The sequence below is a fragment of the Pseudomonas sp. 4CAES_32.4 genome (genome assembly GCF_058136335.1).
The window spans coordinates 2827867-2842584 of sequence record NZ_CM176882.1; the positions used below are offsets into that span (position 1 = coordinate 2827867).

The following is a 14718-nucleotide window of genomic DNA, read 5'->3' on the forward strand; positions in this document are numbered from 1 at the left end:
AAGCTATGAATTTATCTGGTCCTTTCATCAAACGCCCGGTCGCGACCATGCTGCTGAGCCTGGCGATCATGTTGCTGGGCGGTGTCAGCTTCGGTCTTTTGCCGGTTTCGCCACTGCCACAAATGGACTTCCCGGTGATCGTGGTGCAGGCCAGCCTGCCCGGTGCCAGCCCGGAAGTCATGGCCTCCACGGTCGCCACGCCGCTGGAGCGTTCGTTCGGTGCCATCGCTGGCGTCAACACCATGAGCAGCCGTTCCAGCCAGGGTTCGACGCGGGTCATTCTGCAATTTGACCTCGACCGCGACATCAACGGCGCGGCGCGGGAAGTGCAGGCGGCGATCAACGCCTCGCGTAACCTGTTGCCGAGCGGGATGCGCAGCATGCCGACCTACAAGAAGGTCAACCCGTCGCAAGCGCCGATCATGGTGCTGTCGCTGACCTCGGACGTCCTCGAAAAAGGTCAGCTCTACGACCTGGCTTCGACCATTCTGTCGCAGAGCCTGTCGCAAGTGCAGGGCGTCGGTGAAGTGCAGATCGGCGGCAGTTCGCTGCCGGCGGTGCGCATCGAGCTCGAACCGCAGGCACTGAATCAGTACGGCGTAGCGCTCGATGATGTGCGCAAGACCATTGCCGACGCCAACGTGCGCCGGCCCAAGGGCTCGGTCGAAGATGACCAGCGCCTGTGGCAGATCCAGGCCAACGACCAGTTGGAAAAAGCCAAGGACTACGAGTCACTGATCATCCACTACGCCGATGGCGCGGCACTGCGCCTGAAGGATGTGGCCAAGGTCAGCGACGGTGTCGAAGACCGTTACAACAGCGGCTTTTTCAACGACGACGCTGCGGTGCTGCTGGTGATCAACCGCCAGGCCGGCGCCAACATCATCGAGACGGTCAGCGAGATCAAGGCGCAATTGCCAGCGCTGCAAGCGGTGTTGCCGGCCAGTGTGAAACTCAATCTGGCCATGGACCGTTCGCCGGTCATCAAGGCGACGTTGCATGAAGCCGAGATGACCCTGCTGATCGCCGTGGCCCTGGTGATTCTGGTGGTGTTCCTGTTCCTCGGTAACTTCCGCGCCTCGCTGATTCCGACACTGGCAGTTCCGGTTTCGCTGGTCGGTACTTTTGCGGTGATGTACCTGTACGGTTTTTCGCTGAACAATTTGTCCTTGATGGCGCTGATCCTCGCCACGGGGCTGGTGGTGGACGATGCCATTGTGGTGCTGGAGAACATTTCCCGGCACATCGACGAAGGCGTCAAACCAATGAAAGCCGCGTATCTCGGCGCCCAGGAAGTCGGGTTCACCTTGCTGTCGATGAACGTGTCGCTGGTGGCAGTGTTCCTGTCGATTCTGTTCATGGGCGGGATCATCGAGAGTCTGTTTCGTGAATTCTCCATTACCCTGGCCGCAGCCATCGTGGTGTCGCTGGTGGTATCGCTGACGCTGACACCGATGCTCTGCGCACGTTGGCTCAAGCCCCACACGCCGGGCCAGGAAAACCGTCTGCAACGCTGGAGTCGCCGCACCAACGACTGGATGGTCGGCAAATACGCCAGCAGCCTCGACTGGGTGCTGCGCCATCGACGCCTGACCTTGCTCAGCCTGCTGATCACTGTTGGCGTCAACGTCGCGCTGTACGTGGTGGTGCCGAAAACCTTCATGCCGCAGCAGGATACCGGCCAGTTGATCGGTTTTGTCCGGGGCGATGACGGTCTGTCGTTCAATGTGATGCAGCCAAAAATGGAGATTTTCCGCCGCGCTGTGCTCAAGGACGAAGCGGTGGAAAGCGTGGCCGGATTCATCGGTGGCACCAACGGCACCAACAACGCGTTCATGCTGGTGCGCCTCAAGCCGATCAAGGAACGCAACCTGTCGGCGCAGAAAGTCATTGAACGGATGCGCAAGGAAATGCCCAAGGTGCCCGGGGCGCAGTTGATGCTCATGGCCGACCAGGATCTGCAATTCGGCGGTGGCCGCGAACAGACCACCTCGCAATACAGCTACATCCTGCAAAGCGGTGATCTGGGCGAGTTGCGCAAGTGGTATCCAAAAGTCGTTGCCGCACTTCGCGCCTTGCCCGAACTGACCGCTATCGATGCCCGCGAAGGTGCCGGTGCGCAGCAGGTGACGCTGATTGTCGACCGTGATCAGGCCAAGCGTCTGGGCGTGGACATGGACATGGTCACCTCGGTGCTGAACAACGCCTACAGCCAACGGCAGATTTCGACGATCTACGACAGCCTCAACCAGTATCAAGTGGTGATGGAGGTCAATCCGAAATATGCCCAGGATCCGATCACGCTCAAGCAAGTGCAGGTGATCACTGCTGACGGCGCACGGGTGCCGCTGTCGACCTTTGCCCATTACGAAAACAGCCTGGAGGACGACCGCGTCAGCCACGAAGGCCAGTTCGCCTCGGAAGACATTTCTTTCGACATGGCCGAAGGCGTGACGGTCGAGCAGGGCAGTGCGGCGATTGAGCGGGCGATTGCCAAGGTCGGCTTGCCAGAAGGTGTCATCGCCAAAATGGCTGGCACCGCTGATGCCTTTGCCGCCACCCAGAAGAGTCAGCCGTTCATGATCCTCGGCGCGCTGCTGGCGGTCTATCTGGTGCTCGGTGTCCTGTATGAAAGCTACATTCATCCGCTAACGATTCTGTCGACCCTGCCATCGGCCGGGGTTGGCGCGTTGCTGTCGATCTATGTGCTGGGCGGCGAATTCAGTCTGATTTCGTTGCTTGGGCTGTTCCTGCTGATTGGCGTGGTGAAGAAAAACGCCATTCTGATGATTGACCTCGCGTTGCAACTCGAACGCCACCAAGGCATGACGCCACTGGAATCGATCCGCAGCGCCTGTTTGCAACGTCTGCGCCCGATCCTGATGACCACGCTGGCGGCGATCCTCGGGGCCTTGCCATTGCTGCTCAGCCGTGCCGAAGGCGCGGAAATGCGCCAGCCGTTGGGCCTGACCATTATCGGCGGGCTGATTTTCAGCCAAGTGCTGACGCTTTACACCACACCTGTGGTTTACCTTTATCTCGACAAGCTGCGCCATCGCTTCAACAAATGGCGTGGCGTGCGTACTGACGCCGCTCTGGAAACTCCGCTATGACTGACCGTTCGCTTTTCAATCTGGCCACTGTGCGCGGTTCGCGTTTGTTGAGTCTGTCGCTGTGCGTGGCGATGCTCAGTGCCTGCGCTGTCGGCCCGGACTATCAGCGCCCGCAAACCGCCGAAATCGCCCAGTACAAGGAAGCTGAGGGCTGGCGCCAGGCCAATCCCAGCGACTCACTGGCCCGTGGTGCCTGGTGGGAGCTGTATGGCGATCAACAGCTCAACGGGCTGATCGAAAAACTCAACAGTGCCAACCAGACCGTTGCGCAATCGGAAGCACAGTTCCGTCAGGCCCAGGCCTTGGTGCGCAGCGCGCGCGGCGCGTTTTATCCGAGCGTCGACCTGAGTGTGGGCAAAACCCGTTCCAGTCAGGGCACCGGCAGCAGCAGTTCGAGCCTGAGCAGTTCCTCGAGCGGCATTCGCGACACCTACAACGCGCAGTTGGGCGTCAGCTGGGAAGCGGATGTCTGGGGCAAGTTGCGTCGTGGGCTGGAGGCCGATGAGGCCAGCGCTCAGGCGAGTTTTGCCGACCTGGCGGCGATGCGTTTGAGCCAGCAGTCGGAACTGGTGCAGAACTATCTGCAATTGCGCGTGATCGATCAGCAGAAGCGTTTGCTCGAAGCCACCGTCGTGGCCTATGAACGTTCGCTGAAAATGACCCAGAACCAATACAACGCCGGCGTTTCCGGGCGTGACGCGGTGGCTCAGGCGCAGACGCAACTGAAAAGCACCCAGGCCGATCTGGTCGATCTGATCTGGCAGCGCGCGCAGTTCGAGAACGCTATTGCCGTGCTCACTGGACAGGCGCCGGCGGATTTCAACATTGCCGAGTCGCAGAGCATTCCGAACTTGCCGCAGATTCCGTTGAGCCTGCCGTCGCAGTTGCTCGAGCGACGCCCGGACATCGCCTCGGCGGAGCGTTCGGTGATCGCCGCCAATGCCAATATCGGTGTGGCCAAAGCGGCTTATTACCCGGACCTGAGCCTGAGTCTGAGCGGCGGTTACAGCAGCAGTACTTCACAAGATCTGATCAGTTTGCCGAATCGCTTCTGGTCGGTCGGGCCGAAGCTGTCATTGCCGCTGTTTGACGGTGGCATCCGCTCGGCGGAAGTCGACCGCACCGAAGCGGTGTATGACCAGACCGTGGCCAAATACCGCCAGACCGTGCTCGACGGTTTCCGTGAAGTGGAAAACTATCTGGTGCAGTTGAAGGTGTACGAGGATGAGGCGGCAGTGCGTCAGGAAGCGCTCGATGCCGCCCGTGATTCCCTGCGTCTGACGGAAAATCAGTACAAGGCCGGATTGATTGCCTACATCGATGTGGTCGTGGTGCAAGCCACGGCACTGAGCAACGAACGCACGGTGCTGAATATTCTGCAGAGTCGGCTGATCGCCAGCGTGCAGTTGATTGCGGCGCTCGGTGGCGGTTGGGATGGGCAACTGGATGTAACTGACACCCAATAAGTTTTTCTCCTGATCATTCCACGCTCCGTGTGGGAATGCAGCCCGGGACGCTCCGCGTCCCATTCACGGCCGAACGCGGAACGTCCGTCGAGGCATTCCCACGCAGAGCGTGGGAACGATCAAATGGAACTGAGAATCCCGAAATAGAGCCTTGTAGGACGATCGAACAAGCGTTTCATCGGCTTGATGGCAATTTGGTCACTTTGTCAGTGCGTTCTTCTGCGCAATCAGTACAATCGCCGCATTTGCCCGGCCGAGAACGGACGCAGTACGGTTTGGGTGGTCACGAGAATTCCCATGCTCATCGGTAGCTATTCTTTCACGCTGGTATTCATTTCCTTGTGTGTGGCGATCCTCGCGTCATACACCGCGCTCGACCTGACCGGGCGCATTGCCACCGCCAAAGGGCGTGCCGTGCATTTCTGGACGGCGGGCGGGGCGCTGGCCATGGGCGTGGGGGTCTGGTCGATGCACTTTATCGGCATGCTCGCCTTCAAACTGCCGATCGATCTGGGCTACGACATCAGCATTACCGCGCTGTCGCTGCTGATTGCCGTGCTGTCCTGCGGCTTTGCCTTGTGGCTGGTCAGCCAGCCAAAGCTACCGCTGTTACAGCATGCATTCGGTGCCTTGATCATGGGCGCCGGCATCAGCGCGATGCATTACACCGGGATGGCGGCGATGCGCATGACGCCGGGCATCGACTACGATCCGGCGCTGTTCGGCGCCTCTCTGCTGATCGCGGTCGGCGCCTCGGCGGCGGCATTGTGGATCGCGTTTCGTCTGCGTCAGCACTCACCTTATGTGCGGCTTATACGCGGTGGTGCGGCGATCATCATGGGTATCGCCATTGTCGGCATGCACTACACCGGCATGGCCGCCGCGCAGTTTCCTGACGGCAGTTTCTGCGGCGCCACCGTCAATGGCTTGAAGGGTAATGGCCTCGACAGCCTGGTGCTGATCACCACGCTGGCGGTCTTGTCGATTGCCTTGCTCACCTCGATTCTCGACGCTCGTCTCGAAGCGCGCACGGCTGATCTGGCGCACTCGTTGACCGTGGCCAACCGCGAACTCACGCAACTGGCCCTGCACGACACCCTGACCGGCCTGCCGAATCGCATGTTGCTCGATGACCGGATCAATCAGGCGATGAAAAAGGTCCATGAACAGGGCGGCTGTTTTGCCTTGATGTTCATCGATCTGGATGGCTTCAAACCGGTTAACGATGCCTTCGGCCATCACATGGGCGACCAGTTGTTGCGCGAGGTGGGTGTACGTCTGCGCGAAGACCTGCGCAGCCTGGACACCTTGGCGCGGATTGGCGGCGACGAGTTTGCGCTGTTGGTGCGCCTGGCCGAACCCAACGATGCATTGAGCCTGGCGGCGCGTCAGGTGGGCCTGATTGCGCGGCCGTTCCGTGTTGCCGAACATGATCTGCAGATTTCCGCCAGCGTCGGCATCGCCCTGTACCCGGGCAATGGCCTGAACGCGCAGGAACTGCTGATGAACGCCGACGCGGCGATGTATCACGCCAAGGGGCTGGGCAAAAACGGTTACAGCTTCTTCGACGCGTCGATGAACAGTAATGCCCGCAAGCAACTGCAATTGCTTCAGGATCTGCGCGCGGCGCTGGAACACAGCCAGTTCAGCCTGCATTACCAACCCAAATTCGATGCGGCCAACGGCCGGCCGGTCGGTGCCGAAGCACTGCTGCGCTGGCAGCATCCGCTGCACGGCATGATGATGCCGGACAAGTTCATCGATCTGGCGGAGAAGACCGGTCTGATCATCCCCATTGGTGAGTGGGTGCTCAACGAGGCCTGCCGGCAGATGCGCGAATGGTATGTGCTGGGCTATACCGACTGGCGCATTGCGGTGAATCTCTCGGCGTTGCAGTTCTGCCACGCGGGGCTGGTGCAGAGCGTGGCCAAGGCGTTGGCCACCCATCACTTGCCGGCCAACAGCTTGACCCTGGAAATCACCGAAACCACGGCGATGAGCGACGCCGACGCGAGCATGACGGTGTTGCAGGAGTTGTCGGACATGGGCGTCGACCTGTCGATCGACGACTTTGGTACCGGTTATTCGAGCCTGATGTACCTCAAGCGTCTGCCGGCCAATGAGCTGAAAATCGACCGTGGCTTTGTCCGCGATCTTGAGCATGACAGTGATGATGCGGCGATTGTTTCGGCGATTGTCGCGCTGGGCCAGGCACTCGGGTTGCGTATTGTTGCCGAAGGTGTCGAAACCGGTGTGCAGCAGGACTTCCTGACGCAACTCGGCTGTGACTCGTTGCAGGGCTATCTGCTGGGGCACCCGATGCCAGCGGATCGCTTTATGCAGGACATTGTGCGGGGTGAAGCGCTGGCGGCGGTCTGAACGACCGCGTTATCGCTATTCACGAGCAGGCTCGCTCCACATTGACTGTGTGAACGACACAGAACCTGTGACAGCGATCTTGCTCGCGCATGCAAAACCCGCCAATGGCGGTTATTCTTCCCCCCGACTGTTACGTGTGCATTTGGGGGAAGGGCCAGCATGGATAAAGTCATTGTGATCACCGGTGGCGGGCGCGGGATCGGCGCCGCTACGGCGCTGTTGGCTGCCGAGCAGGGCTATCGGATCTGCATCAACTATCAGTCGGATGAACAGGCCGCGCAAAGCGTGCTCGAACAAGTCCGTGCCTTGGGCGCACAAGCCATCGCGGTGCGCGCCGACGTCAGCATCGAAGATGAAGTCATCGCACTGTTTCACCGGGTCGACACCGAACTGGGCCGGGTCACTGCACTGGTGAACAACGCTGGCACCGTCGGACAAAAATCGCGGGTCGATGAAATGTCCGAATTCCGCATCCTCAAAATCATGAAAACCAATGTGCTGGCGCCGATTCTCTGCGCCAAGCATGCGATCCTGCGCATGTCGCCCAAGCATGGCGGGCAGGGCGGCAGCATCGTTAACGTTTCGTCGGTGGCATCGCGCCTCGGCTCGCCGAACGAGTACGTCGATTACGCCGCCTCGAAAGGCGCGCTGGATACCTTCACTATTGGCTTGTCCAAGGAAGTCGCGGGCGAGGGGATTCGCGTCAACGCGGTGCGCCCGGGGTATATCTACACTGATTTCCACGCCTTGAGCGGCGACCCGGATCGGGTCAGCAAACTGGAATCGGCCATCCCGATGGCCCGAGGCGGGCGCCCGGATGAAGTGGCGGAAGCGATTGTCTGGTTGCTGTCGGACAAGGCTTCGTATGCGACGGGGACGTTTGTTGATTTGGGGGGCGGGCGCTAACTTTCTAAAGATGTGTGGGAAGTGCCGGCCCCATCGCTGGCAAGCCAGCTCTCACAGGTTTCTTGGTAGCCCACACTATTTGTGTACGCTGATGATCCCTGTGGGAGCTGGCTTGCCAGCGATGGGGTCATTAGAGGCCCATCAATCTGTCAGAACGACCGCACAATCCGCCCCAACGTCTCCATGGCCTTCTCCGAATCCTCGGTCCACGGGCTGCCATAGTTCAGGCGAATACAATTCCTGAACCGCTGGGTCGGCGAGAAGATCGGCCCCGGCGCGATGCTGATGCCTTGCGCCAATGCCATCTGAAACAACTTCAGCGAATCCATCTGCGCCGGCAATTCCAGCCACAGAAAGTAGCCGCCCGCCGGTTGGCTGACCCGCGTCTGCGCCGGGAAATAGCGGGCGATGGCGGCGAGCATGGCGCTCTGCTGTTCTTCCAGCGCATAACGCAACTTACGCAGATGCCGATCGTAGCCGCCGTGTTGCAGGTAATCGGCAATCGCCGCTTGTGCCGGCATCGAAGCACACAGCGAGGTCATCAGTTTTAATCGCTCGATTTTCTGCGCGTAACGCCCGGCAGCCACCCAGCCGATGCGATAGCCAGGAGCGAGGCTTTTGGCGAACGAGCCGCAGTGCATCACCAGACCTTCGGTGTCGAAAGCCTTGGCCGGTTTCGGCGCGTGTTGGCCGTAATAGAGTTCGGCGTAGACGTCATCTTCGATCAACGGAACCTGATGGCGGCGCAGCAGTTCGACCAGTTCCTGTTTTTTCGCCTCGGGCATGGTCGCGCCCATCGGGTTCTGGAAACTGGTCATGCACCAACAGGCCTTGATCGGGTGGCGTTCGAGGGTTTGCGCGAGCACGCCGAGGTCGATGCCGTCGCGCGGGTGCACGGGGATTTCCACGGCTTTGAGTTTCAGTCGCTCCAGCACTTGCAGGCTGGCGTAGAACGCCGGAGCTTCGATGGCGACCAGATCGCCGGGCTCGGTCACCGCTTGCAGGCACAGGTTCAACGCTTCAAGCGCGCCGTTGGTGATCAGCAGTTCTTCCATCGGCAACATCAGGCCGCCGACCATGTAGCGCAGGGCGATCTGCCGACGCAGTTGCGGGTTGCCCGGCGACATGTCGGTGACGACCATGCGCGGGTCCATCTCGCGGGCGGCGCTGGCCAGTGAGCGCGACAGCCGTTGCAGCGGAAACAGCGTCGGGCTGGGGAACGCCGAGCCGAACGGCACAGTGTTCGGATCCTTGATCGATTCCAGCACCGAGAACACCAGTTCGCTGACGTCGACTTCGGTGGAGTCGTTGACGTGGCTGCTGATCACCGGCTCCGAAAACGGGCTCGGCGCGTGGGTGTTGACGAAGTAACCAGAGCGCGGCCGCGCGCGAATCAGGCCGCGACGTTCGAGCAGGTAATAGGCCTGAAACACCGTGGACGGGCTGACGCCGTAGGTCTGGCTGGCGTAGCGCACCGAAGGCACGCGCTGGCCAGGGCCAAGCACGCCGGAGCGGATCAGTTCAGCGATGTCGTCGGCGAATTTTTCGTAGCGTTTCATCTTGGGTCCGGGTTGGTTTCATTCTGGGAGACCGGGTCGTCTGTATTCGCGAGCAAGCTCGCTCCCACATTGCAATGCATTCACCTGTGGGAGCGACGACTCGACTTGCTCGCGAATGGCCGCGCCGCAGTCTAAGGGATCAACGATTCATCGGCGCCACAAACCTGCTGTTCGCCACGCTATAAACCTCTGGCTCATCGCTGTCGGCAATCTTGAAACTCAAGGTCTGCGAACTGTTGGCCGCGCGTTCTGTAGTCATCGCCACCGACACCGGCACATCGACAATTTCGCCGGGCGCCAGGCTCAGCTCGGTCTTGCCTTGCAGTTGGAAACCATCGCCATCGACCAGACTCAAGCGGTAATCCTGGCGCTGCTGGGTCTTGTTGATGACTTTGAGGGTGTAGATGTTCTCGATCTGGCCCTGACCGTTTTCGCGGAACAGACCGCGATCCTTGGTCACGTCCAGCGAGACCATTGGCCGTTCGACCAGCGCCAGGGCCAGCGCACCGATCATTGCCAGCAGCACAAATGTGTAGCCAATCAGCCGCGGTCGCAGCAGGTGCGTTTTGCCACCCTGCAATTCGCGCTCGGAGCTGTAACGGATCAAACCGCGCGGGTAGTTCATCTTGTCCATGATCGAATCACAGGCGTCGATGCACGCGGCGCAACCGATGCATTCCATCTGCAAACCGTCGCGGATGTCGATGCCAGTCGGGCAGACCTGCACGCACAGCTGACAATCAATGCAATCACCCAGGCCGGCTTCGAGCGGTTTGACATCGCGTTTGCGCGGGCCACGGTTTTCGCCACGGGCGACGTCATAGGAAATCGTCAGGGTGTCCTTGTCGAACATCACACTCTGGAACCGCGCATACGGGCACATGTGCATGCACACCGCTTCGCGCAGCCAACCGGCGTTGATGTAAGTGGCGGCGGTGAAAAACAGCACCCAGAACAGACTGACACCGCCGATTTGCAAGGTCAGCAGTTCTTCGGTCAATGGCCGGATTGGCGTGAAGTAGCCGACAAAGGTCAGGCCGGTCAGCACACTGATTGCCAGCCACAGCGTGTGCTTCGCGGCGCGGCGGGCCATTTTGTTCAGGCTCCACGGTGCGGCTTGCAGTTTGATTCGCTGATTGCGCTCGCCTTCAGTGACTTTCTCGCACCACATGAAAATCCATGTCCACGAACTCTGCGGGCAGGTGTAGCCGCACCAGACCCGTCCGGCGAACACGGTAATGGCGAACAAACCGAACGCGGCAATGATCAGCAGCGCCGAGAGCAGAATGAAATCCTGCGGCCAGAACGTCGCGCCAAAGATGTGGAATTTGCTTTCGGACAGATCCCAGAGCACCGCCTGACGTCCGCCCCAGTTCAACCAAACCGTGCCGAAGAAGAGGAGAAACAGAAACCCCGCGCCGCTCATGCGCAGGGTGCGAAACAGGCCGGTGAAACTGCGGGTGTGGATCTGGTTGTCGCTGGATTTCGCCGTCGCCTTCATTGGGCGTGCGGGAATGCTTTTTATAGTGGGAGATGCTTCAACGGTTCGGACGGGGATTTGTTCGCTCATGGTCATTCGCTCATCAGCCTCCATCAGGCCAGAGCACTATGAGCGTCGATCTGTTTGCATAACAGACTCAGGTATTTCAATAAAAAGCGGATCAGATGGGATTTTGCGCAGCGCCTGCGACAACTTGAAGCAGCCCGCAGGCAAAGGCGCAAACGCCTATCGCAGGCGTTTGCGCGGGGTGTTGATCAGGGTCAGTCAAATCACCGAATCACTCTCGTCGGCCTTCAAGTGCTTGCGACCATCCTTGGCCCCTGCGACGGTCAATGCGTCAGCTTCGGATTCGGTGATGTAAACGCGCCGGCCTTCGATTTCCACGAATGACATGGATTTTTCGCTATCCGTCCGGACTTCCAGGGTGTCGCAGATGCGAATTTCCTCGCCATTCTCGACCGTGAAAAAACACACTTTTTGTTCGGGGTTGGATTCATCGACTCGAAGTGACATGGGGTTCAGTCCTTTTTTAGGGGTGCCTGAAAGGTTAGGGCGCACGCTGCGCTGATCGTTCTGCGCAACTGATTAATGGTCGCCGCTGTCCATCGTCTATCGAGCCAAAAACAAGGACTGCACGATGAATGCGTGGTGGCAAGAAGTCTGGGCAACCCTGCAAGCGGAATTCGCCGATGTTGGCGATGCTTCGCAGATGACACGGATTACCGTGCGCCTGCTGATGGCGGCGGTGCTCGGCGGGATTCTGGGTTTTGAGCGCGAGCACAAAGGCAAAGCCGCCGGGGTGCGCACGCACATGCTGGTAGCGCTCGGCGCGGCATTGTTTGTGCTGGTGCCGCAGACTTCCGGTGCCGAATCCGACGCGATGAGCCGTGTGGTGCAGGGCGTGATTGCCGGGATCGGCTTTCTCGGCGCCGGAACCATCCTGAAAAATCATGAAGGCGATGAAGGGCATGTCAAAGGCCTGACCACGGCCGCCGGGCTGTGGATGACGGCGGCCATAGGTGTGGCGGCGGGATTGGGCAAAGAGGCGACGGCGTTGCTGAGTACTTTGCTCGCGCTGGGAATTTTCAGCGTGATGCCACGCGTCGTAAAACTCTTTGAAAAAGAAGAAGAGAAAACTGACGACCACTAAATGATCGTTCCCACGCTCTGCGTGGGAATGCCTCAATGGATGCTCTGCGTCCGCTTTGGGACGCGGAGCGTCCCGGGCTGCATTCCTACGCGGAGCGCGGGAACGATCAGTTAAACGATGACCGGGGGCATGGTGCTCGGCGGTTCTTCTTTCGGTGGTGGTGTGGTGCCCGGTGGTTCCTGCTCGGGAATCGGCTGCGGTTCGGTCTCGGGCAAGGTGGGTTTGTCGATGTTCGGATCGGGCGTTTCCGCCGGGATCGGGATATTCATCTGATGACCTCCGTGTGGCACATGGCGTGAGAAGTGCTTAAGTGGATTGACCACCTCATGGCGAATTCGATCCGCTTTTCTGACACGGTAATTTCATCTGAACTTTTCCCGGCGGCGGTCGCTCGGAACCTAAGTGAGTTCATTCCGGGCAGGTGCTCGATTGCGAACGCTGAACCGGCACAAGAGCGTCCTTGGGGCGTTAAGGAGAGATGCTCAATGACTGCTGAAAAACCCTCAGAACTAAGCTACAACCCGCATATGCCACTGTCGCAGGCGTTGCTGTTGCCACGCATTGCCATCGAAAACACCATGCCGACCCTCGATGGCGGGCAGTTCGCCGTCAAGTCGATTGCCGGGCGCGAAGTGGTGGTCACCAGCAAAGTCTTCGCCGATGGCCACGACAAGCTCGCCGTGCGTATCCGCTGGCGCGAGGAGGGCGAAGAAGCCTGGCAAAGCGAAGTCATGGCCGATCAGGGCAACAACGGCTGGCAGGGCCAGTTCCGCCCCGAACATCAGGGCCGCTACGTTTATTGCATCGAAGCGTGGATCGACCACTTCGCCAGTTTCCAATATGAACTGGAGAAGAAGCACACCGCCGCCGTCCCCGTCTCGCTGGAGCTGCAGGAAGGCCGGACGATGGTGCAACAAGCCGCTGAACGCAGCGAAGGTCAGCTCAGCGAGCAACTGGCTGCCCTGCACCATGAGCTCTCGGGGCTGCTCGAAACCGAGCAGGTCGCGCTGTTTCTGCACTCGCGCAGTGCGCAGTTGATGGCGGAGGCCGATCACCGCGCGTACTTGAGCGTCAGCGCTGAATTCCCCATGGACGTCGAGCGTGAGCTAGCCGAGTTTGCCAGTTGGTATGAACTGTTTCCGCGCTCGATCACCGACGATCCACACCGTCACGGCACTTTCAATGACGTGCACTCGCGTCTGCCGATGATTCAGGACATGGGCTTCGACGTGTTGTACTTCACGCCGATTCATCCAATCGGTCGCGCCCATCGCAAGGGCCGCAACAATTCCCTGACCGCTGGCCCGGATGATCCGGGCAGCCCTTATGCCATCGGCAGCGAGGAGGGCGGGCACGAGGCCATTCACTCGCAACTCGGCACCCGCGAGGACTTCCGCCGACTGGTCGCCGCCGCTGCCGATCATGGTCTGGAAATCGCCCTCGATTTCGCCATTCAGTGTTCGCAGGATCACCCGTGGCTCAAGCAGCATCCGGGCTGGTTCAACTGGCGCCCGGACGGCACGATCAAATATGCGGAGAACCCGCCGAAGAAATACCAGGATATCGTCAACGTCGACTTCTATGCGCCGGACGCGATTCCGAGTTTGTGGGTCGAACTGCGTGACATCGTCATTGGTTGGGTCGAGGAGGGCGTGAAGATCTTTCGCGTCGACAATCCGCACACCAAACCGCTGCCGTTCTGGCAGTGGCTGATTGCCGACGTGCGCGCGCTGCACCCGGAGGTGATCTTCCTTGCCGAAGCCTTCACCACGCCGGCGATGATGGCGCGTCTGGGCAAGGTCGGTTACACCCAGAGCTACACCTATTTCACCTGGCGCAACACCAAGGCAGAGCTGGCGACGTACTTCACTGAGCTGAATGAGTCACCGTGGCGTGAGTGCTACCGGCCGAATTTCTTCGTCAACACACCGGACATCAATCCGGCGTTCCTCCACGAATCCGGGCGTCCGGGGTTTTTGATCCGCGCGGCACTGGCGACCATGGGCTCGGGCCTGTGGGGCATGTATTCGGGGTTTGAACTGTGCGAAGCGGCACCGGTGCCGGGGAAGGAGGAATACCTCGATTCGGAGAAGTACGAGATCCGCGTCCGCGACTTCACTGCGCCCGGCAACATCATCGCCGAGATCGCCCAACTCAACCGCATCCGCCGGCAAAACCCGGCGTTGCACACGCATTTGGGCCTGAAGGTCTACAACGCCTGGAACGACAACATTCTGTATTTCGGCAAGCGCAGCGCCGACGGCAGCAATTTCATTCTGGTCGCGGTCAGTCTCGATCCTCACAACGTGCAGGAAGCGAATTTTGAACTGCCGCTGTGGGAAATGGGCCTGCCGGACGATGCGACGACCCACGGTGAGGATTTGATGAACGGGCATCGCTGGGACTGGCACGGCAAATACCAGTTCATGCGCATAGACCCGGCGTATCAGCCGTTCGGGATTTGGCGGATTACCGCCTCCCAAGGCTGACGAATTTCAACTGTGGGAGCTGGCTTGCCAGCGATAGCGGTGGATCAGCACTGAAGATGCAAGCTGACAGGACGCTATCGCTGGCAAGCCAGCTCCCACAGTGATCTCCGATTTTTTAAGAAGCAGGTTCGGCTTCAACGAATTCAACAGGAGTT

The 14718-nt window shown here is 59.8% G+C and carries 10 protein-coding genes; 6 read left to right on the forward strand and 4 right to left on the reverse strand.

Features of this window, described 5'->3' with window-relative positions; all coding sequences use genetic code 11:
• Positions 1 to 5: 5 nt before the first annotated feature.
• The 4 genes from AC3Y64_RS12735 to AC3Y64_RS12750 all read left to right on the forward strand — a co-directional run bounded on the left by AC3Y64_RS12735 (position 6) and on the right by AC3Y64_RS12750 (position 7864).
• A complete protein-coding gene (locus AC3Y64_RS12735) occupies positions 6 to 3113 on the forward strand; it encodes an efflux RND transporter permease subunit (RefSeq protein WP_489987730.1) in 3108 nt (1035 codons plus the stop codon).
• Positions 3110 to 4579, forward strand: a complete 1470-nt coding sequence (locus tag AC3Y64_RS12740; RefSeq protein WP_158956264.1) for an efflux transporter outer membrane subunit — start codon at positions 3110 to 3112, stop codon at positions 4577 to 4579. Before AC3Y64_RS12735 ends, AC3Y64_RS12740 begins: the two co-directional genes overlap by 4 nt.
• Positions 4580 to 4876: 297 nt before the next feature.
• Positions 4877 to 6958: a putative bifunctional diguanylate cyclase/phosphodiesterase gene (locus AC3Y64_RS12745; protein WP_489987731.1), complete on the forward strand. Its 2082-nt coding sequence runs from the start codon at positions 4877 to 4879 to the stop codon at positions 6956 to 6958.
• 159 nt (positions 6959 to 7117) lie between these two features.
• Positions 7118 to 7864 carry an SDR family oxidoreductase gene (locus AC3Y64_RS12750; protein WP_038368973.1) on the forward strand — a complete coding sequence of 249 codons (747 nt, stop codon included), beginning with the start codon at positions 7118 to 7120 and terminating at the stop codon, positions 7862 to 7864.
• A 149-nt stretch (positions 7865 to 8013) separates the two neighbouring features.
• On the opposite strand, the gene mapR is transcribed toward AC3Y64_RS12750, so the two are convergent.
• From mapR to AC3Y64_RS12765, 3 genes are all read right to left on the reverse strand, one after another.
• Positions 8014 to 9423, reverse strand: coding sequence for a GntR family transcriptional regulator MpaR (mapR, locus tag AC3Y64_RS12755; protein ID WP_489987732.1), 1410 nt, complete (start codon positions 9421 to 9423; stop codon positions 8014 to 8016).
• A 139-nt stretch (positions 9424 to 9562) separates the two neighbouring features.
• Positions 9563 to 10993, reverse strand: coding sequence for a cytochrome c oxidase accessory protein CcoG (gene ccoG / locus AC3Y64_RS12760; protein WP_489987733.1), 1431 nt, complete (start codon positions 10991 to 10993; stop codon positions 9563 to 9565).
• Between the two features lie 195 nt (positions 10994 to 11188).
• Positions 11189 to 11437: a DUF3203 family protein gene (locus AC3Y64_RS12765; RefSeq protein ID WP_158956256.1), complete on the reverse strand. Its 249-nt coding sequence runs from the start codon at positions 11435 to 11437 to the stop codon at positions 11189 to 11191.
• A gap of 124 nt (positions 11438 to 11561) precedes the next feature.
• On the opposite strand from AC3Y64_RS12765, the gene AC3Y64_RS12770 reads away from it, so the two are divergent.
• On the forward strand, positions 11562 to 12074 hold the full coding sequence (locus tag AC3Y64_RS12770; protein WP_489987734.1) for an MgtC/SapB family protein: 513 nt from the start codon (positions 11562 to 11564) through the stop codon (positions 12072 to 12074).
• Positions 12075 to 12184: 110 nt separating this feature from the next.
• On the opposite strand, the gene AC3Y64_RS12775 is transcribed toward AC3Y64_RS12770, so the two are convergent.
• Positions 12185 to 12343 (reverse strand): hypothetical protein, encoded by a 159-nt coding sequence (locus tag AC3Y64_RS12775; RefSeq protein WP_016985118.1) that lies wholly within the window; start codon positions 12341 to 12343, stop codon positions 12185 to 12187.
• A 216-nt stretch (positions 12344 to 12559) separates the two neighbouring features.
• Between AC3Y64_RS12775 and AC3Y64_RS12780 the strand changes: the two genes are divergently transcribed.
• On the forward strand, positions 12560 to 14563 hold the full coding sequence (locus AC3Y64_RS12780) for an alpha-1,4-glucan--maltose-1-phosphate maltosyltransferase (RefSeq protein ID WP_489987735.1): 2004 nt from the start codon (positions 12560 to 12562) through the stop codon (positions 14561 to 14563).
• Positions 14564 to 14718 lie beyond the last annotated feature (155 nt).

Bases quoted from the DNA above. Each gene is read 5' to 3' on its own strand.
- AC3Y64_RS12775 (WP_016985118.1), bottom strand. From the start codon at position 12,343: ATGAATATCCCGATCCCGGCGGAAACGCCCGATCCGAACATCGACAAA.
- mapR (WP_489987732.1), bottom strand. From the start codon at position 9,423: ATGAAACGCTACGAAAAATTCGCCGACGACATCGCTGAACTGATCCGC.
- AC3Y64_RS12735 (WP_489987730.1), top strand. From the start codon at position 6: ATGAATTTATCTGGTCCTTTCATCAAACGCCCGGTCGCGACCATGCTG.
- AC3Y64_RS12780 (WP_489987735.1), top strand. From the start codon at position 12,560: ATGACTGCTGAAAAACCCTCAGAACTAAGCTACAACCCGCATATGCCA.
- AC3Y64_RS12750 (WP_038368973.1), top strand. From the start codon at position 7,118: ATGGATAAAGTCATTGTGATCACCGGTGGCGGGCGCGGGATCGGCGCC.
- AC3Y64_RS12745 (WP_489987731.1), top strand. From the start codon at position 4,877: ATGCTCATCGGTAGCTATTCTTTCACGCTGGTATTCATTTCCTTGTGT.
- AC3Y64_RS12765 (WP_158956256.1), bottom strand. From the start codon at position 11,437: ATGTCACTTCGAGTCGATGAATCCAACCCCGAACAAAAAGTGTGTTTT.
- AC3Y64_RS12770 (WP_489987734.1), top strand. From the start codon at position 11,562: ATGAATGCGTGGTGGCAAGAAGTCTGGGCAACCCTGCAAGCGGAATTC.
- ccoG (WP_489987733.1), bottom strand. From the start codon at position 10,993: ATGAGCGAACAAATCCCCGTCCGAACCGTTGAAGCATCTCCCACTATA.
- AC3Y64_RS12740 (WP_158956264.1), top strand. From the start codon at position 3,110: ATGACTGACCGTTCGCTTTTCAATCTGGCCACTGTGCGCGGTTCGCGT.